The following is a 26,762-nucleotide window of genomic DNA, read 5'->3' as shown; positions in this document are numbered from 1 at the left end:
TAAAACACGAATAAAAATAAACAAGTTTACTCTTACATATTAGCTTAAAAACACTGACTGGTATGGTCAACAAAAGAAAAACGAGTAAAAAATCAAAAATTAGATTGCAAAAAAAATTCTGATACTATATTATCCACTTTTAAAATCAAAATAATCACTTTTTGACTTCTCAAAATCTCCATTGTTTTTTCCAAAAATTGATTTTAAGAATCGAACAGAACAAATAAGCTTTTAATAACAACAAAACTCACATCTATTAGTCTAATTGACTTTAACTTACACTTTATGCATATATTACCCACTTTAATTTTTAAATTATCTTAAATAAGGCATGTTTTTTACGCATATCTCAAAAAACTGGTAGGTACTGGTATGTGCTGGTTTAGAAACATTTATACTTTTGGTTTTCACATTTATCTCTTTTTCATAAACAATCTGCACGAGCTCAAGGCATTTTGTTTCTCCAAAATGAAAAAGATGAAAACGAACCACGAGAATAAATTACTAACTAACAAAAACCACTAAAACATGACCAAACAAAAACCGACAAAAGAGTGGCTTTCTTCTGAGACATGGAAGATTACCAAACTAACATCTGGAGCCTTACTGGCACTCGCTCTACAGAGTTCTTTTGCTGCTGAATTAAAAGAAACCAAATTCTCCACTAAACTGAGCAGTAATCTAACTTTGGCAAAAGATGGCAACGCTTCAGTATTTGTAGAAAAACTAGTAAAAGGAAAAGTAACAGGCCCGCAAGGAGAACCGCTTCCTGGTGTAAACATTCTTGTAAAAGGAACAAAAATAACGGCAACAACAGATTTTGATGGCAATTTCACCATTGAGGTTCCTGACTCCAACAGTATTCTTGTTTTTTCTTACACCGGATTTTTAACAAAAGAAGTTCGCGCTGACTATGCTGTAAGCATTCAGCTTGAAGAACAGAATCAGACTTTAAATGAAGTGGTTGTCGTTGGATACGGAACTCAGAAAAAAGCTTCTACAACGGGAGCAATTGCTTCGATTAAAGGAGGTGTTTTGACTCAAAATGCATCTGCAAACGTATCAAACGGAATTGCGGGACGTATGTCTGGAGTAATTGCCAACAACCGTTCTGGAAGACCTGGTGATGATAGCTCAAGCCTTTTGATTAGAGGTTTTAATTCATTTGGCGGAGGAACGAGTCCCCTTGTAGTTGTCGACGGTATTCCTGATCGTGATTTGAACAGGATAAATCCAGATGATATCGAATCTGTAACGGTTTTGAAAGATGCATCGGCAGCCATTTATGGAGTTCGTTCTGCAAATGGAGTAATTTTAGTAACAACTAAAAGAGGAAAAGTAGGTGCTCCAACGATTAAAGTTGACGGATCGTATGGTATTCAGCAGTTAACCAGAATGAGCGAAAGAGTTAATTCTTGGGAATACATGACGTACTATAACGAATTGAATGCTCATAAAGGCACAACGCTTCCTTACACTCAGGCAGAAATTGACAAATATAAAGCTGGAAACGATCCTAATTATACCAGTACAGATTGGTTAAAACAAGTTTATAGAAAAGATGCTCCACAGGCTAATCTTTCTCTTTCTGTTAACGGAGGTAACGAGCAGGTTAAATATTTCTTTTCTGGACAATATTTAAATCAGGAAAGTAACCTTAGATATAGCGACGAAAGATACAGACAGTTCAATTTAAGATCTAATATTGATGTTAATATTACTTCAAACTTTAAAGTAAACTTAGATATCGCTACTCGTAAAGAAGACAGAAACTATCCTGCGGTAAGCATTGGAAGCATTATGCACGAGACAGTTAGTATGTATCCTTTTATTCCTGCGTATTGGAAAAATGGACTTCCGTCGTCTGGTATTACAAATGGTAGAAACCCAATTTTAATGTCTTCGTCAGCAGCAGGTTATGATCACGTAGTCAACTTAATTGTAAATCCTAAAATTGGATTTGAGCTGAAATTGCCAAAAATAACTGATGGATTATCTCTTAGCGGATATGCTGCATTTGACTATAATGTGCGTAGTGAAAAGAGATTTACAAAACCATGGGATGCTTATTCGTATGACAAAACAAATAACAGTTACAATAACGTAAAAAACAGCACCAGTATAACTAGTGTTATGCAGGATGAGCGAATTGCAAATCAAAATACATATTTCGCAAAATTAGCTTACGATCGTAAGTTCAACAAACACTCTGTTAATGCTTTTGTAGGTTACGAGCAGACTACAATGGACAAAACCCAAACGTATGCTTACAGAAGAGATTTGTTAAGCGATCAATTAGATCAGATTTTTACTGGAAGCACTAAAGGGCAAAACGCAACTGGCGGCGCCTATCAGGACGGACGTGAAAGTTTCCTTGGAAGAGTGGCTTACAATTTTGATGATAAATATTTTGCTGAAGTTTCTACACGTTATAACGGATCATTCAATTTCCCTTCGTCAACGCGTTGGGGTATGTTCCCGGCTATAAGCGCAGGCTGGAAAATCTCTGAAGAGCCTTTCTTCAAAAACAATATAAAAGGATTTGATTTACTAAAAATTAGAGCTTCTTGGGGAAGAATGGGTAATGACGATTTGAGAGAAACTATTAATGGTGTAGAATATCTTAACCAATATCTTTTCTTGACAAGATATCAGTTAACAACAGATCAGCAGTTGTACAGCTACTTTGGTTCAGATTATACTTTAAATAACAGTATTTATCTTTCTTCTACTCCAAACCCAAACATTACTTGGGAAATTCAAGACTCTAAAAACATCGGTTTTGATTTCGGATTCTTTAAAAATAAATTAACAGCGACTTTTGACTACTTCAGTAATAAAAGATCTGACATTCTTGCTGCAAGAAATGCTTCTGTGCCATTATACACAGGATTATCTCTTCCAAAAGAAAATATTGGAAAAACGGTAAACAGAGGTACTGATTGGTCTATTAACTACGCCGACAATATCAATAGTTTTAAATATAGTGTTGGTTTCAATTTTACTTATGCACAGAGTGAAGTATTATTCCGCGATGAAGCGGCAAATATTCCAGCTTGGCAAAAATCAACTGGAAGAGCTATTGATTCTTGGATGGTATATCAAACCAACGGAATTTACCGTACTCAAGCAGAAGTTGACAATTCTCCTCACTTTGAAGGAGCAAAACCGGGTGATCTTTGGGTAAAAGATATTGATGGTGACGGAAGCATCACTTCTAATGATAAAGTGAGAATTCCTGAATCGGCAACGCCAAAAATTGCTTATGGTATTCCAATCAGAGCTGAATACAAAGGTTTTTCTGTAGATATGCTTTGGACAGGACAGGCAAAAGCGAGACAAATGATTCTTCCGCAAGCTCAAGGCGCTATCGTGGCACCACCAAGATGGTTATACGAAGACCGATATACTGCTGATAATCCAAATTCTAAATACCCTGTTGCCTTCAATGATTCTGATCCAAGAAACAATATTCCAGCTGACTTCTGGTTAAGAGATGCTTCATTCTTCAGATTAAAATCTTTGGAGATTTCCTATACATTACCAGAAAAAGTCTTGTCTAGATTCGGAATATTAAATACGAGATTTTATGCGGGAGGAACCAATTTGTTTTCTATCGACCACATGAAACAGTACAATTTAGATCCTGAAACCAATAATACGACAGGAGTAAATTATCCGCAAACTCGTATTTACAGAATCGGTGTAAGCATTGAATTATAACAAGGTAAAAGATCAAGACATGAAAAATTATAAAATCAATAAACTAATAAATATAAAAAAGAAAGCAGTAATTGCAGCTACTCTTTTTATCACTGTTGCTTCTGTAACATCTTGTACTGAAGACCCTTTAGATAAAGCGCCTTTGGATTCTTATACTGATGAAAATGTGTGGAATGACTTAAAACTTACCGAAGCTTTTGCTAATAATCTCTATACAGTTTTACCAAGTACGCAGCACAACTGGAACGACAGAACCAACCGCAGCTGGATTTTATCTACTGCTTGTGATGAAGCATTCAATAATTTTAACGATTATGATGTGTGGAATTTAAATTCTGGAGCTCTTACACCAGACAACGCAGGAGATTTCAATACTTGGAAACCTACTTATGCAACCATTCAAAACTGCAATATCTTTTTGTCCCGAATTGATAACGTGCCAGGAGACGAAGCTTGGAGAAATAGATTAAAAGGTGAAGTGCTTTTCTTAAGAGCTTATGCGTATTTCAAATTAATTAGTGATTACGGAGGAGTTCCTCTTGTTACAACGCCTTTTGACTTAAACAGTAATTTTAAAGTAGAGCGCAGCACTTATGACCAATGTGTCGATTTTATTGTCACAGAATTGGACAAAGCTGCTGAATTGCTTCCTTTAACAGCTAAAGATTTAGGAAGAGTAACAAAGGGCGCAGCTTTAGCTATAAAATCAAGAACATTACTTTATGCAGCAAGTCCGCAATGGAATCCGTCTAATGATTTAACAAAATGGAAAAAAGCATCAGACGCTGCAAAAGCCGTTATGGATTTAAACATGTATTCTCTTTACGATAAAAAGTACGAAGATCTTTTTACTACAAACAATTCAGAAATTATCTTCTGCCGTTTATCTAGTAAAGATCCGCAATGGAGTGCTTTTAATGGTGTAGAAATGTTTAATTCGCCAAGCGGTTTCCACGGATGGGCCAATTTTGCACCAAGCCAAAGCCATATCGATGCTTACGGAACAGCTGACGGAAAAGACATTACAGATCCAACATCTGGTTATGATCCTCAAAAACCTTATGTAAACAGAGATCCTCGTTTTTACAAAAACATTGTTTATGACGGACGTGCTTACGGAAAACCTGAATTCTTTCAAGATCGTTACGATGCAGGAAGTTCAAATAAAGCCGAATTTTACGAAGGCGGTTTAGATTCTCCACAAGGTTGGGATACTTGGAATGCCAGTAAAACACGTTACACTTTCCGTAAATATTGTGATACAACGTACAATTACAATAATGAAACACAAACTAATAAAGCTTGGATTATATCTCGTTTAGGAGAAATTTACCTAAACTATGCCGAAGCGCAATTTAAATTAGGAAATGAAGGGACTGCCATTCAATATCTTAACTTGATCAGACAGCGTGCAGGAATTACAAATCCGTTAGTAGGTTTGACCGGAACAGCTTTAGAGAATAAAATCCGTAACGAAAGACAAGTAGAATTATGTCTTGAAGGATTCCGTTACTATGATGTTCGCCGTTGGAAAATTGCCGAGGAAACTGAAAACAAACCCTTAATGGGAGTCATTATTACCAAAAATAATGACGGATCTAAAACCTATACCTACGCTAAAGTCCAGGAAAGGATTTTCAAACCGCAGCATTATTTGCTCCCAATTCCGAGAGATGAAATTAACAGAACAGGTTTACCCCAAAACCCTGGTTATAATTAAAAACTATAACCGATTAAGCAAACCCATCTAGAGGGATGGGTTTGCTTTTAAAATGTCTCTAGAAATCAATCCAAATTGAAAATAGCGTTATGAAAAATCATTTTATAGTTTGTGTGGCAAATTGCTGTTTCTTTCTGAATTCATTCAGTCAGGAAACAATCACTTTCAGGTCTACAGATCCTACACTCCAGCTGGCATTTGAACGTGCAAAAAGCATGGCTCTGAGCTATAAAGGAGATTCGAACGATCCTGTTGGACCATGGTATGAAGCGGCTCTGCCTTCCCGATCTGCATTTTGCATGCGCGATGTCTCTCATCAGAGCATTGGCGCAGAAATCCTTGGATTGAGTAAGGAAAACAAAAACATGCTTTCACTTTTTGCGAAAAATATTTCAGAAAGTAAAGACTGGTGTTCGTATTGGGAAATCAATAAATACGGAAAACCTGCTCCAGAAGATTACAGAAATGATAAAGAATTCTGGTACAATCTGAATAGCAATTTTGATGTCATATTTGCTTGTTGGAGATTGTACTTATGGACAGGCGATGAAGATTATATCAAAAATCCTGAGTTTGAAAATTTCTTCGAAAAATCATCAACAGCATATATAGAACGTTGGTTTTTGGAAGCTGATTCGCTATTAACCAGACCAGAATTTGTAAACACTCCTACTCCGTTCGATAGCAAAGACGATTTTCATAAATGTCGAGGATTAGCTTCTTATTCCGAAGGCATTCCGGGTTTAAAAATGGGGGTCGATTTGGTTGCAGCCATTTACAGAGGATTACTTACCTATTCTTCTATTTTAAAAGAAAAAAGACAATTTGAAAAAGCTGCTTTTTTCGAAAAAAAGGCACTTAGATATCAAGAACAGATCGAACAAATCTGGTGGGATCAAAATGCATCGGCTTACAATGTAATTTATACCGCTGATGGTAAATTTAGCAAAGATGCAGGCGAACTATTTTTATTATGGTTCGATGTTTTGGCAGATACAGACAGAACTGAAAAGACAATTAAACACATTCTTTCAGAAAAAAGCAATGTAGAAAATGCTTCTTATCTTCCGTTTCTTTTATACAAATATGGTTACGAAGACAAAGCATACGAATACATTTTACATTTAACCGATCCTGAAACCAAAAGAAGAGAATATCCAGAAGTTTCATACGGCGTAATTGAAGGCATCATACATGGCTGTATGGGCATAGAGCCAGATGCATCGAAAAAAACAATAACAACAATACATCGAGGAAAAAAAGACAGCATTTCTGAGGTCGACAATTTACCCGTGTTACAGACAACATTAGCTGTAAAACACGAAAAACAAACCACTACAACACTACACAACAAAGGCGAAAAATTTATAGAATGGAAAGCAATGTTCCCTGGGAATTATACTTCTATCTTTATAAATAATAAAAAAGCTGCCGTAATTCATGAAAAGGACAACAAGGGAAATCCCTACACTGCTATTACAATTCGTGTGAATCCTGGACAGAAAATAACGGCGGCCTGTCGCTAAAACAACTCGTCCAATGTACTACTCATACAATGGATACAATTTAAAATCAAACGCTATGAAGATATCTTCTAGAAAAAAACTTAAATCCTTTTTATTGGTTCTTATTGCTTTATGCTTTATAGCAAATACAGCATTTTCACAAGAAGATCAACGTTGGCAAATTAATACCGACGGTTCTATTTCTTGGCAAATAAACAATAGCATTCCGCATGATGATCATATCGAAATGAGCGGTAAAAGAATCTCATGTGTTCTAAGATATGGCGTTGCGGCAGACGGTTCATTTCATGCAACCCGCAGCTTGGTTTGGCCAATGCTGAGAACCATTCCGAATAATACGCATGCGATTTTAACGCGTCAGTTTGCGCAAGATGCATTTGATTTGCTAACCGTAAATTACAAACCAATTCCTGCAGAAAAAACAGTTTCACTAACACTTAACGGAACCTTACTAGTTAAGAGTAAAACAGACAATCTAGAGCTTACAAGGCAATTTTTCCCTTCTACGGCTTTGGCGGTTTATAACGAAATTTATACCATTAAAAACAGCTCAGAAAAAAACTGCATTGTAGAAATTCCAAAATCGAATGCGGTTTATGCTACAGATGCTGCTAAAGGAACTGAAGGCAGTTATGCCATACATGCAGACCTTATTAATAATGGAAGCTTTAATCTGAAACCTAATGAAACTGTAAGTTTTTCTATTATCTATTCGGGCGTTAAAGCAAACGAAACAGTTCCTACTGTAAATGCTGAAGAAGAAAAAAGCAAACGCTTAGAATTGATCAGTGAAATATGGAGCAAATTGATTTTGGAAACGCCAGATCAGGTTTTGAATACCGAATTTGCTTTCGCGAAAATCAGAGCAGCTGAAAGTATTTTTGAAACCAAAGGCGGTCCAATGCACGGTCCAGGCGGAGAATCGTATTACGCTGCCATTTGGGCAAACGATCAAGCGGAATATATTGGTCCATTTTTTCCTTATTTAGGATATGAATATGGAAATAAAGCATCCTTAAATGCTTATCTTCAGTTTGCCAAATTCATGAATAAAGATTATAAACCTATTCCGAGTTCGATTGTTGCTGAAGGAACAGATATTTGGGCAGGTGCAGGAGATCGCGGAGATGGCGCTATGATTGCTTACGGAGCTGCTCGCTACGCGCTTTCGAGAGGAAATGCTGATGAAGCAAAACAATTATGGTCATTAATTGAATGGTGTTTAGAACATTGCCACAGAAAAATAAATGCTGACGGCGTAGTCGCTTCAGATTCTGATGAATTGGAAGGGCGCCTTCCTGCAGGAAAAGCCAATCTTAATACTTCTTCTTTGTATTATGATGCATTACATTCTGCCGTTTATCTAGGCAAGTTTTTAGGAAAAAACGAAACACAGCTTAAAGCATATAAAGCGGAAGCTGAAAAATTAAGAACTGCTATAGAAAAGTATTTTGGGGCTAAAGTTGAAGGTTTTGAGACGTACAAATATTACAAAGAAAATGATGTTTTAAGAGCTTGGATCTGTACTCCGCTTACCATGGGAATTTATGATAGAAAAGACGGAACTATAGATGCCTTATTTTCTTCTAGATTATGGACTAAAGATGGTTTAGCAAGTGTTGCCGGAGATAAAATATTCTGGGATCGTTCTACTTTGTATGCTTTAAGAGGCGTTCTAGCAGCAGGAGAAACAGACAAAGCGCTAGATTTCTTGCATTATTATTCTAACCGACGTTTATTGGGAGATCACGTGCCATATCCTGTAGAAGCATATCCAGAAGGCGATCAGCGTCACCTTTCGGCTGAAAGCGGTCTGTATTGCCGAATTTTTACAGAAGGATTATTTGGTATTCGCCCGACAGGTTTACACAGTTTCGATTTTACGCCAAGACTTCCTAAATCTTGGTCTACTATGAAACTAAAGCATATTCATGCATTTGAACGTGATTTTGATATTACCGTTGAAAGAGCTGGCAAAAATCTAAAGTTAAAAATAACTGACGGAAAAAAACTAGCGATCAATAAGGTTATTAAAGATGGTAATACCATAAATATTAAGTTATAATTTTTTTTTTAATTATTGTTTTTGAAGCAAACCTCCGAAATATATCTTGGAGGTTTGTTTGTTTTTATTCGAGTAGTTTTTTCACGCAGATTTAAACCAATAGGATCTGCTAAATCTGCGAGAGAAAAAAAATAAATAAAAATGCCTCCCGCAGATCTTGCAGATTTAGCAGATTATTTTATACATACAGCATATCTGTAGAGACGCACCGTAGTGCGTCTACGCCCAATGTATCAAGGAGATTTGTTTTTTATTATCAATAGATTTATATACAGATTTAAACAAAAAAATCTGCTAAATCTGCGAGAGAAAAAAAATAAATAAAAATGCCTCCCGCAAATCTTGCAGATTTAGCAGATTATTTTATACATACAGTATATCTGTAGAGATGCACCGCAGTGAGTCTACGCTCAGTATATGTGCAACAGGAAAATCTTTGAGGACAAACGTGCGCGAGACACACTGCAGTGCGCCTCTACAGAATATTAGAACGATAATAAATCTATCTCTATTTCAAAGCCTTAAACAATATTTCTACCGGATGCAATGCTTTTCGCCCAGTTCCATCCGCAATTTGATGTCTACAGCTCGTTCCAGATGCAGAAATTAAAGTGACTGATTCTTCTTTTCTAATTGTTGGAAACAAAACCAGTTCTCCAATTTTCATCGAAATATCATAATGCTCTTTTTCGTAACCAAAAGAACCTGCCATACCGCAACAGCCGCTTGGAATATTTAAAACTGTATAATTCTTTGGCAGTGAAAGTATCTTTTTAAGTGGCACTAAAGAAGATAAACTTTTTTGAAAACAATGCCCATGCATGCGAACTCTTTCTGTCTGTTCTGTAAAACTATCCGATGTAATACGCCCAGTTTCTAATTCTTGAGTCAGAAATTCTTCAATCAGGAAAGTTCTAGTCGCTACTTTTTTTGCTTTTTCTTTTAAATCTCCACGGCACAAATCAGAATATTCATCACGAAATGAAAGTATCGCCGAAGGTTCAATTCCGATCAAAATACCATCACTTGGAATCGCTTTTTCAAAATCTATAATATTTTGTTCTGCAATTTCTCGTGCCCCTTTTAGCATTCCTTTTGAGAGATATGTTCTTCCGCTTATTCCTATTTCAGGAATCAAAACTTTATACCCTAATTGATTCAAAAGTTTTACGGCCGTCTGCCCTATTTCGACATCATAATAGTTGAGAAATTCATCATTATACAAATAGACATTTCCATTTCTAAAATCACCTATTTGGTTATAACTTTTTATCCATTTTCCAAAAGTAGTTTTATGCATCAAAGGCAATTGCCTTTCTACAGCAAAACCAGTACTTTTTTTAATCCAATTTCCGAGAATTCCTTTGGTTGACAAATTATACATCCACGGAACTGAAGCAAACAACTGATTTATTTTTGGCGTATTTCCAATCAGTTTTGATCTAAATTTTACGCCGTTTTTATCATGATGTTGCTGCAAAGTTTCTGCTTTCAATTTTGCCATATCTACGTTTGAAGGACATTCCGACTTACAGCCTTTACAGCTTAAGCATAAATCTAAAACCTCCAACAAATTTTCATCATCGAACTTATTGGCTTTTACTGAGTTTGTAATGGTTTCTCTCAGCATATTGGCACGCGCTCTTGTAGTATGTTTTTCGTCTCGGGTAGCCATATAACTTGGGCACATTGTGCCTCCGCTCTTTTCTGTCTTTCTGCAATCGCCAGATCCATTGCACATTTCGGCGGCACGAAGAATTCCGTTGTGTTCCGAAAAATCGAAATAAGTTTCAGGCATTGGCGTATCCTGTCCAGCCGTATATCGCAGACTTGTATCCATAGGAGGAGTATTCACGATTTTCCCCGGATTAAAAACATCCCACGGGTCCCAAACCTTTTTTATTTGAACAAATAATTCATAAATCTCATCTCCCAACATTAGCGGAATAAACTCGCCTCGAAGCCTTCCGTCTCCATGTTCTCCACTTAGAGAACCCTTGTATTTTTTTACCAAATGCGCAATATCGGTTGCAATAGTTCTAAAAAGTGCCGTCCCTTCATGAGTTTTTAAATCTATGATCGGACGCAAATGCAACTCGCCTGTTGCAGCATGTGCGTAATGCACACAGTTGAGATTTCTCTTTTTTAGAATAGTATTAAAATCTTCAATAAAATCTGGCAGATCATTTACATCAACTGCTGTATCTTCAATTACTGCAACTGCTTTGGCATCACCTGGAATATTAGACAATAAGCCCAATCCTGCTTTTCTTAATGCCCAAACTTTATTGGTATCTTCACCATAAACAATGGGGAAATGATATCCGAGATTTTTAGAACGCATTAGCGCTTCCATCTCTTTGGCAATGCTATCAATTTCTTCTTGTGAATCTCTTAAAAATTCGACCGCTAAAATAGCCTGAGGATCGCCTTTCACAAAAAAACGATTCTTACTTTGTTCGATATTTTCTTTGGTGCATTCCAAAATATAATGGTCAATCAGCTCCACGCTATCTGGATTAAATTTCAGCGCTTCAATATTAGCTTTTAAAGATTCATGAATGCTTTCAAAATGAACACAAACCAAAGCTGAATAAGGTTTTAAGGCATCAACCAGATTCAGTTTTATGGCTGTAGAAAAAAACAACGTTCCTTCAGATCCAGCAATTAGTTTACAAAAATTAAACTTTTCATCAGAACCATTAAACGGACTGCTGTCTGCCAATAAATCTAAAGCATATCCTGTATTTCTTCTCGGAATTGATTTCTTAGGAAAATTAGCTTCAAATAAATTTCGATTATTTTCAGATGATAATATTTCTTTGGCTTGAACATAAATTTCCTGTTCTAAGGGACTCACTACATTAATTCCATTGCATTTATCTTCAAATTCTTTATTAGTTAAAGAGCCAAAAACAACTTCATTTCCGTCTGCTAAAAATCCTTGTATTTCAAGCACATGTTCGCGAGTAGATCCATACACAACAGATCGGGCTCCACAGGCATTGTTTCCAACCATTCCGCCAATCATACAGCGATTGCTGGTAGAGGTTTCTGGTCCAAAAAAAAGTTTATACGGTTTTAAATGAAGATTCAATTCATCGCGAATTACTCCAGGTTCCACCCAAGCCGACTTTTCTTCCTGATTTACCGAAATAATTTTGGTGAATTCTTGCGAAATATCGACCACAATTCCGTTTCCAACCACTTGTCCAGCCAATGAAGTTCCAGCCGCACGAGGAATGATACTGCTCTTGTTTTCTTTTGCGAAAGCAATAATTTTCTGAATATCTTCTTTGGTTTTCGGAATGGCTACAGCCAAAGGCATTTCTTTGTAAGCGCTTGCATCTGTTGCATAAAGCAGACGCATGGTATGATCGTAAAATAATTTTCCTTCTAATTGCTTTTCTAAAAAAGTAAGATTAATAGAACTTTTGGAAAGGATATTATTATTATTCATTTTTAATAGTTGTTAACTTTTGTTTTAACACATAGAAACATAGATTTTTATTGTGTGTGAGAGGTGTTTCACTTCGCATGAAAACACATAGTTATGTGTTAAGAAACGAGTTTCTTTTTTGTCGCCTTTTTTTTAAGATAAAAACCTATGTTTCTATGTATTTAGAAAACTATAATTCGCTCAATGCAATATCAAGTAATTGCACCATTTCATCAGCATTTTGTTTATTGAATGGCATTGGCGGTTTTATTTTTAGAACATTGTGCAGAGGTCCATCTGTACTTAACAAATAACCTTTTGCTTTCAGTTTTTCGACTACAATATCTATCTCGGGAATAGCGGGTTCCATGGTAATTCTGTCTTTAACCATTTCTGCTCCAATAAATAATCCGTGTCCTCGAACATCACTAATGATAGGATATTTATGCATTAATTTTTTTAATCCATCCATCAAATAATTACCAGTTTCCAATGCATGCTGCTGCATTTCTTCCTGCTGAATTACATCTAAAACAGCCAATCCTGTAGCCATAGAAACAGGATTACCGCCAAAAGTATTAAAGTATTCCAAGCCATTATTGAAAGCTTCTGCAATCTCTTCGGTTACAATTACAGCCGCCAACGGATGCCCGTTTCCTATTGGTTTTCCTAAAACAACAATATCTGGCACTACATTTTGCAATTCGAATCCCCAGAAATGATCGCCAATTCTTCCGAAACCAACCTGAACTTCATCTGCAATACAAACTCCTCCTGCTGCACGAACGTAGTCGTAAACTGTTTTTAAATAATTTTCTGGCAAGGGAATTTGACCGCCAACTCCTAATAAAGTTTCACAGATAAAAACTGCTGGCGCCTTATTTTCTTTCTTTAAATTTTCGATAATTAGCTGTACATCTGCAGCATATTTTTCTCCTGCTTCTGCATCGCCATATTTATAAGGACCTCGATACAAATCTGGATTAATTGCTTTATGAATCCAAGGCATTTGACCAGAACCGCCTTTGCTGTCAAATTTATATGGACTCATCTCCATTGCCACTGTCGAAGTTCCGTGATAAGCGTGATCGAGTACGATAATATCTTTCTGTTTGGTGAAATGACGGCTCATACGAATAGCCAAATCATTGGCTTCACTACCCGAATTGACAAAATAACAAACGCTTAGTTTTTCAGGTAAAGTTGCCGTCAACCTTTGCGCATAATCCGTTATGGCGTCATTCAAATATCTGGTATTTGTATTTAAAGTCGCTATTTGATGCTGCATTTTTCTAACCACAACTGGGTGACAATGTCCAACATGCGATGGATTATTTACACAATCAACAAAAGTTCTTCCTTTGTCATCATATAAATATTGCAAAGCTCCTTTTACAATTTTTAATTTTTCTTTGTAACCAATGCTTAAATTTCTTCCTATTTTCTGTTTTCTAATTTCAAGAAGCTCAGAATAATCGTTATCATTGATTAATCCATCAAAACCGCATGCTTTTCTAAAAGTATCTTGCGCTTTGATTGGGTTTGTTTTTATCCATTTATATAACAAATCCCAAGCTGGTTTTTCGGTAACAAAATGGTGTTCATTGTTACTATCTAACGATGCATTGTAAGCAGATTGTGTCACACTAATGCAAAGTCTTCCTGCAATTAAATAATACAAAAGATCCAATTCTTGTTCGGTAAGCGCATACGAATTATGATATCCTTTGACAATGGTTGCCGCTACAGCTAACGGATCTTCTTCATCAAGCATCGCATACACACAGGCAATCGCAAGGTTATTGATTAAAGCCGTGTAAACCATATCGCCAAAATCAATCAGTCCGCTAATGCGATTGTCTTTCACCAAAACATTATAATCATTTGCGTCATTGTGAATATAGGCGTGTCTTAGACGATGCAACTGCGGCGGCACTTCGGTGTCAAACTGCAATAAAAAATAACCCGCAATACGTCTTCTTTCATGATTTAGAATATACTTTAAATTATCGCCTGCTTCACTTGCACGGCTAATATCCCAAGTATAATTGCGATGCATTGCTGGATGCGAAAAATTAGCTAATACAGCATCCATATTACCTAAAAAAGAACCTAGATTATAATGGAGCTCGCTGTTTTTGTTCTTCTCGTCTACCCAAAAAGTACCTTCCAGAAAGTTGAGAATTCTAATATGATAGGTTTGGGAATCTGTTAGTATCTCAGTCAGTCCCTCACCATTTTTATTAAGGCAAAAATGCTGAAAACAATCAGAAATAGCACTATTGCCAAGATGCCTCAAAATTGAAGCTTGTGCCTTTAAAAATGGAAATGAATGACTCTCATTTGATACTTTGAGAATGTATTTTTCATTTTTGTCATCGGACAAGAGAAAATTCAATTCGTCATATCCATTTAATGCTTTTACGGCTACATTTAATCCGTAATGTTCTTTTACCAAGTCCTGAATAACTGTTTCTGAAAAAATCATTGCTATTCTATTAAATTGTTTTTGTTTTTTTTTAGTCACTAATTGCACGAATTTGCGCTAATTTTTCAAGTCTTTAATTCGTGTAAATTAGTGTAATTCATGGCAATTTTATTAAAAATTATTCGTGGCAAACTTTTATTTCCAAATTACAGCCTGAGCTGGTTCTAATGGATTTTTCCCTACCAATATTTTGCTTCCTGCAGGAATTGGCAGATTTATGCTTTCATTAGTATAATTCACACCTACATAAAAACCGTCACGCCATTCTACATATACCCCTTTTGGGAAATCTTCAATGGCAACTTTTGCGCGTTCATAGACAGTTCTTACTATTTGTCTTTCCAAATTTCCGTCTTTACTTTCAGCTCCAATATAAGTAACGGTTCCTTTTCCTAATTTTCTGGTAATCGCCGCCGCTTTGCCTTTGTAAAACTGATCGGCATAAGAAGCCAAAACTTCAGTTCCTTGTTTCGGATTTAAAACATCTGCCCAAACATTCCACTTATAAGTATTGTTTCCAGCATTTATAGTTCCGTTTACATCTTCAACGAGCATGTCAAAAAATTCGACATCTGCTCCAATTAAAGGCACGATTGGTCCGCTCCACTTAGCTTCGAAGAAATGACCATTTTTGTCCTTCTGTCCAGTTCGGCAGGAAAGGATTAAATTTCCACCATTTTCAACGTATTTCGTCCATTTGTCCACCAGTTTTTGATCAATTAATTGATATGCTGGCGCAACGATGAACGGATAAGCAGAAAAATCGCTCTCTTCTGTGATAAAATCCATTGGCGCACCAGTCGATTTTACTGCTGAAGTATAGATGTTTCTATGTCTCCAAGTACTCCAAAATTCGGTTTGTTTTTGGTTTTCTAAATCCCACAGATTTTCGTGGCTCCATAAGAATCCTGTTTTTCTTTTTTCAATTTCCTGTGGAATAACCGCTTTTGGATTGTACTCTTTGCGAAGCAGTTTCATATCTTCAATTGACTGTACAAACTCTTTACCGCCAGTTGTCAAAGTCACGCCATCTGTTCCCACAATTCCGTCATGATACATTTCGCTGCTTCCAAGCGGATGTCTGTATCTGTACGTACAAGTAAAAGAACAGCCGCCGCCAAAAGCCTGAGAAATCCACATATGGACTGTTCCCGGAAGCAGTTGCGGATTAATGCTTGCCCAGTTTACCTGTCCCGGCTGCATTTCCATTACTCCTGTAACGCCATTTATGGATCTGTAATAATCATTTGCTTCTGAAATTTTATTAGGATGTCCCATTCTAAAATTTTGTCCACCTAAATTGTTTCTTCCACTTACAGGATACATCGTATAAGTTGCAAAATCCATTTTATCTGTTCTTCTAGGATCTGCTCCGTAAACTACATTGGTATAATTGGTCGTAATCCATTGTTTTGGATCAATATATTTGCGAAGTATTTCTGCCTGCAAATTCAAATATTCTGCTTGAGAATCTGCTGTAAAACGCTTAAAATCTAAAACAGCATGCGGACTTAGTTTGTCTTCAAAATAAATCTCTGCATTTGGAATCGCAATCTGCTCAAAATTATTATATCTAATGCTCCAGAAACTGGCTACCCATTCAGCATTTAATTTTTCGATTGTTCCGTATTTCGCTTTAAGCCATTTCTGAAATCCTTTTTGTGCTGATGGGCTAAAATCGTCTGGCGCACCAGGTTCGTTATCAACCTGCCAGCCTATAACATTTTTATTATTGCCGTATCTTTTACCAAGTTCAGTAACAATTTTGGCCACAAATTCTCTGTATTTTTCATTAGAAACAGATTGATTGGCTCTGTTGCCGTGTTCTCTGCGTCTTCCGCTTGCATCAACCAGATAAATTTCGGGATATTTTTCTCCCATCCATGCTGGCGGAGTTGGCGTTGGTGTGCACATGATGACTTTCAATCCTTGTTTTTCGGCAATAGCCAAAGCATCGTCCAACCATTTAAAATCGTATTTCCCTTCTTCTGGTTCCATAAAAGTCCATGCGAACTCAGCGAAGTGCGTAAACTCAAAACCCAGTTTTTTGATGTTTTTTAAATCGCGTTCCCATTGCTCTTTGGGCCATTGTTCGGGATAATAATAAACTCCAATCTCCATTAAATTAGCTTTGGAGAAAAAACGTTGCGGATTCTGTTTTTCTGAAACTGCCCCTTTTTTGTTCTGAGCAAAAACAGGTGTTAAATTACAGCTTGCCATAAGCAATCCTGCTAATATAATTTTGGTTAAAGTTTTGTGGTTAGACATGTTAGTTTGTTGTTGTTGTTGTTGTTGTTGTTGTTGTTGTTGTTTACAAATTTAATACAGTCCCTACGGGACAATACTGTACACAGATTTATTTGTTACCAATATTTAATCTCTACGAGATTACTTGTTGCCAATATAATCTCTGTAAAATAATCCTTTAGGATTTAAATATTGGTAAAAAACTTGATCATCGAGATAAAAATATCCCGTAGGGATTACACTGAATTCCATTCGTTATTTATCCTCTAAAAGCAGCATTAAATAATGCGAAGCAGACCAGCTAAAGTTGTAAGCTTCCAATCCTTTTCCGTTTACGGGCTGATAATTTTCTCTGATAGAAGTTCCTTTGTCCATAACGCCTTCCGCATTGTGCATCAGTTTATAGGCCAGTTCGTTTGCTTCTTTAGTGTATCCATACTTTTCTAATCCGTTGATGCCAAAATAACTTTGGTCAAGCCAAATAGGTCCTCTCCAATATCCGTTATCTGGTTTAAACTTTGGGTGATTAGCAGCCAATGTTGGCAAAGGCACAAAAGTGTTCAGACTCGCTGGATCAACCATATTGTTTTTTGCTGCTTTGGCTTGTTCGTTGGTAGCAACTTCTACCCAAATCGGACAATATCCTTCGCATCCCATTGCTTTTATCAATGTTTTGCCATCAATTGTTGTGTCGTAAAACCAACCCGTTTCTTGATCCCAAAATTGCTTTTGAATTTTGAGTTTTAATGCATCACTTTCATTCATCCATTTTTTAGCTTCATCATTTAATTTTAAAACTGATGCCATTTTACTGAGATAGTTTTTCTCTGCAAATAAGAACGAATTCAAATCAACGCTTTCCTGATCTAATGAATACGCTTTTTCGCCATTTTTCAAGATTTTGCTATCATCAAAACGTACAGCATTATCCATTCCGCTTTCCCATTTTGCGGCAATCACAGTTCCGTCTGTCGAACCAAATTCGCATAAACCATCTTGATCGTGATCGCGTTCTTTGTACCACCAATTGTGATATAAAGTCAACTTTGGGTAAAACTCTTTTATAAAATTATCATCTTTTGTTTTTTCATAAATCTTCCAAACAGCCCAAGCAGCAAGTGGCGCTTTTGTATTGCGATAATTATTTTCTTCAAGAAGATTGTTTCTGTAAACGCAATCTGGAATAAAACCATTAGGATCCTGATAATCAAATAAAGCACGCATCTGATTTTTGGCTAATTCGGCATCATAATTGGCTACTGCAACGGCATGTTTCCAGCTGTCCCAAGCCCAAAAACCATGAAACCATTCGTAATTGTAACTCGGAAAAAGACCGCCATGTTTCAATCCTTCTGCTGGAATTCTGGTGTTGTTCTGTAAAGTCAGCACCAATTTTGCAATCAAATCTGAATAACTGTGATCTTTGTAAATGTTTTTCTTTTTGGCAATAAGTTGTGCCAGCTGTTTTTCTTTTTCTTTTTGTGTGTTGTTTAACAGTGTAGTGAATACCGTTTTCTGTATCGTTTCGTTTTCCGTTTTCCAAGAATATTGCGGAAAAATAAAAGTTTGTGAAACTACAATTTCTTTAGTTTCATTTGGTTTTAAAACCAGTTTCTCCGTTTGTGCCTTATATCCTTGTTTGGTAATTTCAATTTCTGGATTTGATTTTAGAAACTGAATATAACCAACCGCTATGCTTTTTGAAGAAACAATTCTTAAAGTATTTTTCTCATTAGACAATTGCAAATCATCTAAAAAAAGAGAAGCATTATAAGACGGAAAAAGCGTAATTGGCTTTGCACTTTTATTTGTAATGCTTGTCCTTTGCAGAACAGTGTGACCTGATAAAAATACCAATTGCTGTTTTACATCTAATTTTTCATTCTTAAATTGCTGTTCTAAATGGCTGTTATAACTGTTTTGTACTACCAAAGAACTTTTCCAGTCGATGATATCTTGGCCTTTTTCGTCTTTTAATTGCAATGAAACAAAAGAAGAGCTTAACCAAACGCCGTTTTGTTCGGTCATTAAAAAAGGTCCCGAAAATCCTGCTTGAACATTTGAAGCATCTAAAAATCCGAAAGCAAACCAAGCGCCTTTATCAGAAAACGCGAGAGATTTTCTGTCTGTAGCATTTGTTGGATTTCCTTTAAAATTGATACTGTTTTTAGCTGATTCTAAAATGGAAAAGCCTTTTTGAGACCAGCCCGACGAGATGATGAAAAAGAATACAAGAATCAAAAAAAATTTCTTTTTGTACATGTTATTTCATTTTTGTGAAGTGTTTTTTATTTAAATATAGAACTTGTTATTTTACTGGCAAAATTCATTTTACAAATGAAATTTTATACCTTGAGATAATGCCACGCCAACACCATAATTGATTGTATTGGTTTGTCTTCTCATGTAAATTTTCCAAGCATCAGAACCAGACTCTCTTCCGCCTCCAGTTTCTTTTTCACCTCCAAAAGCACCACCGATTTCAGCGCCAGATGTTCCGATATTCACATTTGCAATTCCGCAGTCAGAACCAGCAACTGATAAAAACAATTCGGCTTCTCTTAAGTTGTTTGTCATAATCGCAGACGATAATCCCTGAGCCACATCATTTTGGATTGCAATAGCATTTTCAACCGTTCCAGAATATTTCAACAAATACAATACAGGCGCAAAAGTTTCGTGCTGCACAATTTCAAATGAATTGTCAGCCTCTGCAATGGCGGGTTTTACGTAACAACCGCTTTCGTATCCTTCACCAAAAAGCACACCGCCTTCAACCAGAATTTTTCCTCCTTGCCCGACAACCTTTTTCAAAGCTTCATTATACAATTCAACTGCTTGTTTGTCAATAAGAGGTCCGACATGATTTTTCTCGTCCAACGGATTTCCGATGCGCAATTGTTTGTATGCTGAAACAAGAGCTTCTTTTACTTTATCATAAATACTCTCATGAATAATCAAACGACGTGTAGTAGTGCATCTTTGTCCAGCTGTTCCTACGGCGCCAAAAACGGCACCAATAATCGTCATTTCCAAATCTGCATCTGGCGTAACAATGATGGCATTGTTTCCTCCTAATTCTAGTAATGATTTACCGAAACGTCCTGCAACTACCTGCGCAACAATTTTACCCATTCTAGTAGAACCTGTAGCCGAAATTAACGGAATACGTTTATCATTAGTCAGCAACTCTCCTATTTTATAATCTCCCGTAATTAAACACGAAATTCCTTCTGGTAAATTGTTTTCTTTTATCACTTCTGCCATAATATTTTGACAGGCAACGGCACAAAGCGGTGTTTTTTCAGACGGTTTCCAAACACAAACATCTCCGCAAACCCAAGCCAAAGCGGTATTCCAAGCCCAAACGGCTACTGGAAAATTAAATGCAGAAATAATTCCTACAACTCCTAAAGAATGATATTGTTCATACATTCTGTGTCCCGCTCTCTCCGAATGCATAGTTAAGCCGTGCAGCTGACGCGAAAGCCCAACCGCAAAATCACAGATATCGATCATTTCCTGAACTTCTCCGTAACCTTCCTGCAAAGATTTACCCATTTCGTACGAAACCAGTTTTCCTAACGCTTCTTTATTCTTGCGTAATTTTTCACCAAACTGACGTACTATTTCGCCACGTTTTGGCGCAGGAATTAATCGGAATTGATTAAAAGCTTCATTAGCCGATTCCATCACTTTTTCATAATCAGCTGCTGTTGTTGTTTTAACTTTTCCAATCAATTTTCCATCAACAGGAGAATAACTTTCTAGAATTTCTCCACTTGAAAAATTATTCATTCCTGTTGAAGTTCCTTCATTTATGTCTTTTATGTTTAATTCTTTTAAAGCTTCTTTTATTGTAGTTTCTAATTCTTCAATTGCCATTATAAACTTTTTAGTTGTGCGTTTTCTATTAACTGAATATTATATTGTTTTTTGGAGCTTTACATCGGTACTTTCAAATATTTTATCTGCCGATGATGCTACAAAACCTTGATATAATTCTCCGTTAGACATTGGATAACGCAACGCAAATTCATAATAACAAGATGGTACTTTTAATGTTCCTTCTTCAAAATCAACATCGTACAAATCTGCTAATGTGCTAGATTGCTCCAAAAGCTGTTCTGGAGTACCTTTAATTTTCCCGCCAGATGCATTTAGTTCCCATCCGCTAGCCTCTAAGAAATTGTTCAATTCTTCTAAAGTCTGAAATCCTTTTAAAGCATTGGTATTGATTGTAAAGTGATTGGCTCTAAAACCGTACACATACATCCAAGCCGCATATTCAGATTCCTCTAATAATGATTTGTAAACCGCTTGCGAATTTCCTTTCCAAACTGCTCCGCTTAAAACCAAATTAGGGTCGTTGAATACATTTTGATCACAGCTGTCTAAAAGCTGCTGTACTTTTTCCTGCAATTCTGCTGAGCATTTTTCTAATTCTAATTCTGAAATGAAAATTCTTGGTGCATTTTTATCTAAAGCATTTTCATAATGTTTAGCATATAGTTTTTTGGTTTCAAAATAATATTCGCCTTTTGCTTCGTAGCCAACATTTATGAAAGCTTTTTCTAATACCTCAATATTTACACGTTTATCATTGAAAGTACGAATTGCAATATGGTCGTTTAAAATTTCTTCACCTTTTTCTTCCAATAATTCATGTATTTTTAAAGCTGATGGAGTAATCTCAATATATTGCTCCCAAAGTTTCGTAAGTAGTTGATTCTTATCCATTTTTAAGTTTGTTAAATAGTGTTATAATGACACAAATCTATAGATAATACTGTTATTATAACATTATACCTATACGATTATTTACAATTCGACACTTTGAACTCTTTTTTTTGTAATTTTGACACTTTGAAAACGAGTTTGACCGAAAGAATTGTCAAAATAATAGAATCAATAAAACAGCATAGCTTATGGCAGCGATTAAAAAGAATGAAAATATTGATGCTTTAGATAGAGAAATCATACAGAAACTGAGCGAAAATGGTAGAATTGCTTTTTCTGATTTGGCTCGAGAATTAAACATTTCCAATTCGTTGGTACATTTAAGGGTCCGTAAACTGCAAGAATCTGGCGTAATAACTGGATTTTCTGTAAAATTAGATCCAAAAGAAGTTGGTTTTGAAACGATTACCTATACCGGAATTGTTACAAAAGAGGCTCATTTTTCATACTCTATTGCAGAAAAACTAAAGCAGATTCCTGAAGTGGTAGAATGCCATTGGGTTTCTGGAAACTATGCTTTATTCATTAAAATCGTAGCCGCCAACAATGAAGAACTTCGTAAAATATTATACGAGCAGATTCACCAAATTGAAGGCGTTGGAAGCACCGATTCTTTTTTCTCTTTTGGTTCTGCTTTTGAGAAAAATCTTCCGGTTTAGAATATATAGCTTTCTAACCGGACTACTCAAAATATAAAAAGTGGTACATTTTGATGATACAGTAAAATGATATTTTTGACCAAAAATCATTAAAGCATATCAAATAAAATGAGCACGCAAATAAGACACGACTGGAAAAAAGAAGAAATTCAAGCAATCTACGATAAGCCTTTACTAGAATTGGTTTATCAGGCTGCTACCGTACATAGAGAGTTTCATAAACCTTCAGAAATACAGGTTAGCACATTACTTTCTATAAAAACAGGCGGTTGTCCAGAAGACTGTTCTTACTGCGGACAAGCAGCGCGATATCATACCGATATTAAAGTACAGGCGCTTCTTCCTACAGAAAAAGTATTGGAACATGCGCAAAAAGCAAAAGAGGGCGGTTCTTCTCGTTTCTGTATGGCTGCGGCTTGGCGTGAAGTTCGAGATAATAAAGATTTTGACCGTGTTATAGAAATGGTAAAAGGTGTAAACAATCTTGGTTTGGAAGTTTGCTGCACGCTCGGAATGCTTACTGAAGAACAGGCCGTTCGTCTACAAGAAGCAGGTCTGTATGCGTATAACCATAATTTGGATACATCTGAAAATTATTATGATGAAATAATCAGCACTCGCAAATTTGATCAGCGTTTGGATACGATTAACAACGTGAGAAAAGCAGGAATCACGGTTTGCTCAGGCGGAATTATTGGTCTTGGAGAATCTGATGGCGATAGAATTTCTATGCTTTTAACGTTAGCTACCATGCCCGTTCATCCAGAATCTGTTCCTGTAAATGCTTTGGCGAGAGTAAAAGGAACTCCGCTAGAAAATAACCCAAAAGTGCCTCTTTGGGATATGGTTCGAATGATTGCCACAGCGCGTATTGTGATGCCTGCATCTATTGTCCGTTTAAGTGCAGGACGCATCGAAATGACTGAAGAAGAACAAGCTTGGTGTTTTATGGCAGGCGCCAATTCTATTTTTACAGGAGAACGCGAAACGTTATTGGTAACGCCAAATCCAGGTCTTTCTGAAGATATGCAGATGTTTCAAAATCTTGGACTTAAGCCTTTGGTTAAAGAAAATAAAAGTGCTTGTTCGGTGGTTTAAAATACTGAGAAATATAAAAACGACGCAGTTCAGAAAGCTTTCAGAACTGCGCCGTTTCTTTAGATCGTATTTCAAAAAATATTTAAATATATTTGGAATGCATTATTACGAGCAGAAATTTACTCAATGGAAATATTAAATATACAAACGAAACGACTTAATATACGACACCTAAAATTATCAGATCTATCCGATTTTCATATATATCGCTCAAATCCTGAGGTTACCAAATATCAAGGTTTTGATGTTATGACAATTGAAGAAGCCAAAAACTTTATTGAAGAAAACGCAACAAAGCATTTTGGAAAAGCTGGAGAATGGGTGCAATACGGAATTGAAAATAGTGAAACTAAACAGCTTATTGGCGATTGTGCCATTAAACTTGACCAATACGACACAAGAATTGCCGAAATCGGAATAACGATTTCTCACCTTGAACAAAAGAAAGGTTTTGCAAAAGAGGTTTTACTTGGTATTTTAGCTTTTCTATTTGATAAAAAACAAATTCACAGAGTAGTTGAAATTGTAGATGCAGAAAACATTGCTTCTATTAATCTATTAAAAAGCACTGGTTTTAAACAAGAAGGACACTTTATTGAAAATATTTTCTTTAAAGGAAAATGGGGAAGCGAATTTCAGTATGCCATGCTGAAACGTGAATGGGATGAGAGAAAATAATACTTATTATACAAAAACATGTACAAACATGCCCTCCCACCATTAATAGACAATTCCACAATTATCCTAATTATGGGCACCATGGCGGGTGAACAATCTATTGCCAAGCAAGAATATTATGCCAACAGAGGCAATCTTTTCTGGAAGATTTTGTTTGCTATTTTTGAAGAAGAATTTAGCACTTCATATGAAGATCGTAAAGCGCTGGTCAAAAAATATAATATTGGACTTTGGAATGTTCTTAAAAGCTGTAAAAGAGAAGGAAGCAGCGACGCGAAAATAACAGAAGAAACTATTAACGATTTTGAGAATCTGCACAAACAGTTTCCTAACATAAAATATGTCTTTTTTGAAAGCAAAGCCGCCGCAAAATACTTTCACAAACATTCTGTACCGCAAGATGGAATTACTTATATAACACTACCCTCCACTAGCGGACTAAATGCAGGATTAACTACAGCTGAAAAAATGGAACAATGGAAAGTCGTATCAAAAATAAGTCTTTCAGAAAGTAAAGATTAATAGCACCAACAATTACCTATTACGCATAATGTAGAAAAGAATTTCTTCTTCTAACTCCCTTGACAGATTCTCAAATTTCATTCTGCGTCGAAAGTTTTTTTCGCTTTTATCCTTATAAAGCTCAGTTTTAGCCGTGCTTGCGCAATAAGCATCGCATATTACTTTAAATTTTTGATCGAGTATATACAATTCTTTCATTGAATCAAAATACGCTGCAAACTTAACATTGTACAATTCATCAGGAATGGCGGCCATAGGTTTTGTATTTAAATTAATACTTTATTTTACCTTATAAGTTCATACATACTCAATTGGTGGCAGCTCTTCTTTTATGTAAGAAAAACTGCTTTTGAAATAATACTTAAAATTAAAGTGAAAAACTTTAATCTTCTTATTTGAAACAATAGAAATGGTTTCAGATTATAATCTGAAACCAGAAATAGTAAAATGAACCTTGAACCGTTAAAATGAAACAAGAAAAAGTTAGGTTGTTTATCACATGATACACATAAATCTGTACCTCATCATCATTGGCAAAAACCCTACGATAGTGGAATTCAACCAATGGAATACAAAAAGAATATTATAAAGGCGCAGCTTAATCTATATTATAAACATCTCTACATAAGTTCAATAAGTCAAAACAAACTCGATTTTTTGGCAAAATTGATATTTGCCTTTAAAAAAATGTTAATTAACACAGAAAATGCAAAAACACGTAATACTACTCATAGTAATATTCCTATAGATTAAATAAATTTACACTCCTTTTTACAAGCCGCTATTTAATCCAAATATTTTAATTGAATTTAAATCAAGTTATAAAACCATTTTAATGTTTACTAGAGAAATGACTTTTTGTATAAACTATTAGTTAAGCTCTATCGGATACTAAGACGGCTTTATGGCAAGAAAATGTTATTATTTATTTTTCATTTCGTATGAAATATTAGCAATACTATTTCATAAGAAGCAACAACACCCCCAAAGATGCTCGAAAAAAAATCTATAGTAATTGGATGTGACGATATCACTATATTGACTGTGATATTGAATGCCATATCTATAGTTTCTGATTATGCTTTTTCTACGGTCACAGTTTCGAGAGGAGTTGATTTAAAGAATACGATAAACTCTTTAAATCCTGATTTGATAATTTTGGGTTTTAAACAAAACAAACTTGTTTTAAATGACACCAATTTCAGTTCTGACAAAAGGGATCTTCCAATTCTATATCTGACTCAAAATTATGAATGCGAATCCTTATGCTGGTCTAAACAAAGTATCGTTTTCACTTATCCGTTTAATCAGATTCAGAATACCGATTTTTTAATTTATAGAATACGCTCTATTTTTCTTTTAAAAAAAACAGAATCACAAAACACACCTGCCGCATCGTTTGCTGAAGCAGCAATACAGAAGAATGATTCCGATAAATTAAGCCATTATGTAATGGAACTTGACCAAAAGGTTGAAGTTCTCTTAAAAATAAAAGAACGCATTTCGTATCTCTATCCTAATGTGGATGATGCGACGAGAATTGAATTAATGTCTATTGTAAATTCGATCAAAACAGTTGCGAACGACAATAAACTTTGGGATGATTTTAAAATCTATTTTGAACAGTCAAATCCTAATTTTCTTCTGGCTCTTGCCAAAAAACATCCTTCTTTAAGTTCTAGAGATTTAAAATATTGCTGTTATATTAAAATGAATATGAGCAACAATGATATTACCAATCTTCTCGGCATCAATCAAGAAAGCGTTCGCACTCATAAATATCGTCTGAAAAAGAAATTAACTCTTAAAAAAGAAGATGATATCATTTCATACTTAAGAACAGTTTCTTAAAATTTC

At 35.7% G+C, this 26,762-nt stretch carries 16 protein-coding genes; 9 read left to right on the top strand and 7 right to left on the bottom strand.

Annotated features, from left to right (window positions below):
* Positions 1-528 precede the first annotated feature (528 nt).
* From BB050_RS17440 to BB050_RS17425, 4 genes are all read left to right on the top strand, one after another.
* Positions 529-3,723 carry a SusC/RagA family TonB-linked outer membrane protein gene (locus tag BB050_RS17440; protein WP_066034477.1) on the top strand — a complete coding sequence of 1,065 codons (3,195 nt, stop codon included), beginning with the start codon at positions 529-531 and terminating at the stop codon, positions 3,721-3,723.
* 19 nt (positions 3,724-3,742) lie between these two features.
* Positions 3,743-5,443, top strand: coding sequence for a RagB/SusD family nutrient uptake outer membrane protein (locus tag BB050_RS17435; RefSeq protein ID WP_123907005.1), 1,701 nt, complete (start codon positions 3,743-3,745; stop codon positions 5,441-5,443).
* 89 nt (positions 5,444-5,532) lie between these two features.
* Entirely contained in the window at positions 5,533-6,969 is a 1,437-nt protein-coding gene (locus tag BB050_RS17430) for a hypothetical protein (protein ID WP_123907004.1), read from the top strand.
* A 13-nt stretch (positions 6,970-6,982) separates the two neighbouring features.
* Complete coding sequence (locus BB050_RS17425) at positions 6,983-9,034, top strand: hypothetical protein (RefSeq protein WP_206352860.1); 2,052 nt, start codon at positions 6,983-6,985, stop codon at positions 9,032-9,034.
* A gap of 508 nt (positions 9,035-9,542) precedes the next feature.
* Here BB050_RS17425 and BB050_RS17420 read toward each other — a convergent pair.
* The 6 genes from BB050_RS17420 to BB050_RS17395 form a co-directional block, all read right to left on the bottom strand.
* A complete protein-coding gene (locus BB050_RS17420) occupies positions 9,543-12,494 on the bottom strand; it encodes an FAD-binding and (Fe-S)-binding domain-containing protein (RefSeq protein ID WP_066034474.1) in 2,952 nt (983 codons plus the stop codon).
* 169 nt (positions 12,495-12,663) lie between these two features.
* On the bottom strand, positions 12,664-14,961 hold the full coding sequence (locus BB050_RS17415) for an aminotransferase class III-fold pyridoxal phosphate-dependent enzyme (RefSeq protein ID WP_066035216.1): 2,298 nt from the start codon (positions 14,959-14,961) through the stop codon (positions 12,664-12,666).
* Between the two features lie 135 nt (positions 14,962-15,096).
* The gene (locus BB050_RS17410; RefSeq protein WP_083219865.1) at positions 15,097-17,229 is read right to left on the bottom strand and encodes a beta-galactosidase; all 2,133 of its coding nucleotides are present in this window, start codon (positions 17,227-17,229) and stop codon (positions 15,097-15,099) included.
* Between the two features lie 234 nt (positions 17,230-17,463).
* Positions 17,464-19,470 (bottom strand): MGH1-like glycoside hydrolase domain-containing protein, encoded by a 2,007-nt coding sequence (locus tag BB050_RS17405; RefSeq protein ID WP_066034472.1) that lies wholly within the window; start codon positions 19,468-19,470, stop codon positions 17,464-17,466.
* 69 nt (positions 19,471-19,539) lie between these two features.
* Complete coding sequence (gene amaB / locus BB050_RS17400; protein WP_066034471.1) at positions 19,540-21,093, bottom strand: L-piperidine-6-carboxylate dehydrogenase; 1,554 nt, start codon at positions 21,091-21,093, stop codon at positions 19,540-19,542.
* 39 nt (positions 21,094-21,132) lie between these two features.
* Entirely contained in the window at positions 21,133-21,948 is an 816-nt protein-coding gene (locus tag BB050_RS17395; RefSeq protein WP_066034470.1) for a DUF1338 domain-containing protein, read from the bottom strand.
* 188 nt (positions 21,949-22,136) lie between these two features.
* Between BB050_RS17395 and BB050_RS17390 the strand changes: the two genes are divergently transcribed.
* The 4 genes from BB050_RS17390 (at position 22,137) to BB050_RS17375 (ending at position 24,905) form a co-directional block, all read left to right on the top strand.
* Positions 22,137-22,607 (top strand): Lrp/AsnC family transcriptional regulator, encoded by a 471-nt coding sequence (locus BB050_RS17390; RefSeq protein ID WP_066034469.1) that lies wholly within the window; start codon positions 22,137-22,139, stop codon positions 22,605-22,607.
* 108 nt (positions 22,608-22,715) lie between these two features.
* Positions 22,716-23,705 carry a biotin synthase BioB gene (gene bioB, locus BB050_RS17385; protein ID WP_066034468.1) on the top strand — a complete coding sequence of 330 codons (990 nt, stop codon included), beginning with the start codon at positions 22,716-22,718 and terminating at the stop codon, positions 23,703-23,705.
* A 126-nt stretch (positions 23,706-23,831) separates the two neighbouring features.
* Positions 23,832-24,383 carry a GNAT family N-acetyltransferase gene (locus BB050_RS17380; protein ID WP_035692222.1) on the top strand — a complete coding sequence of 184 codons (552 nt, stop codon included), beginning with the start codon at positions 23,832-23,834 and terminating at the stop codon, positions 24,381-24,383.
* Between the two features lie 18 nt (positions 24,384-24,401).
* Positions 24,402-24,905, top strand: coding sequence for a DNA-deoxyinosine glycosylase (locus BB050_RS17375; protein ID WP_066034467.1), 504 nt, complete (start codon positions 24,402-24,404; stop codon positions 24,903-24,905).
* A gap of 12 nt (positions 24,906-24,917) precedes the next feature.
* Here BB050_RS17375 and BB050_RS17370 read toward each other — a convergent pair whose 3' ends face one another.
* Positions 24,918-25,160 (bottom strand): hypothetical protein, encoded by a 243-nt coding sequence (locus BB050_RS17370; protein ID WP_008469153.1) that lies wholly within the window; start codon positions 25,158-25,160, stop codon positions 24,918-24,920.
* A 735-nt stretch (positions 25,161-25,895) separates the two neighbouring features.
* Between BB050_RS17370 and BB050_RS17360 the strand changes: the two genes are divergently transcribed.
* The gene (locus BB050_RS17360; protein WP_066034465.1) at positions 25,896-26,756 is read left to right on the top strand and encodes a helix-turn-helix transcriptional regulator; all 861 of its coding nucleotides are present in this window, start codon (positions 25,896-25,898) and stop codon (positions 26,754-26,756) included.
* Positions 26,757-26,762: the final 6 nt, after the last annotated feature.

The organism is Flavobacterium anhuiense, assembly GCF_001705175.1.
In the GTDB taxonomy this organism is placed as follows: Bacteria; Bacteroidota; Bacteroidia; order Flavobacteriales; family Flavobacteriaceae; genus Flavobacterium; species Flavobacterium anhuiense.
The sequence above is the reverse complement of the archived record's forward strand: the minus strand, read 5'-3'. Positions and strand labels throughout refer to the sequence as shown.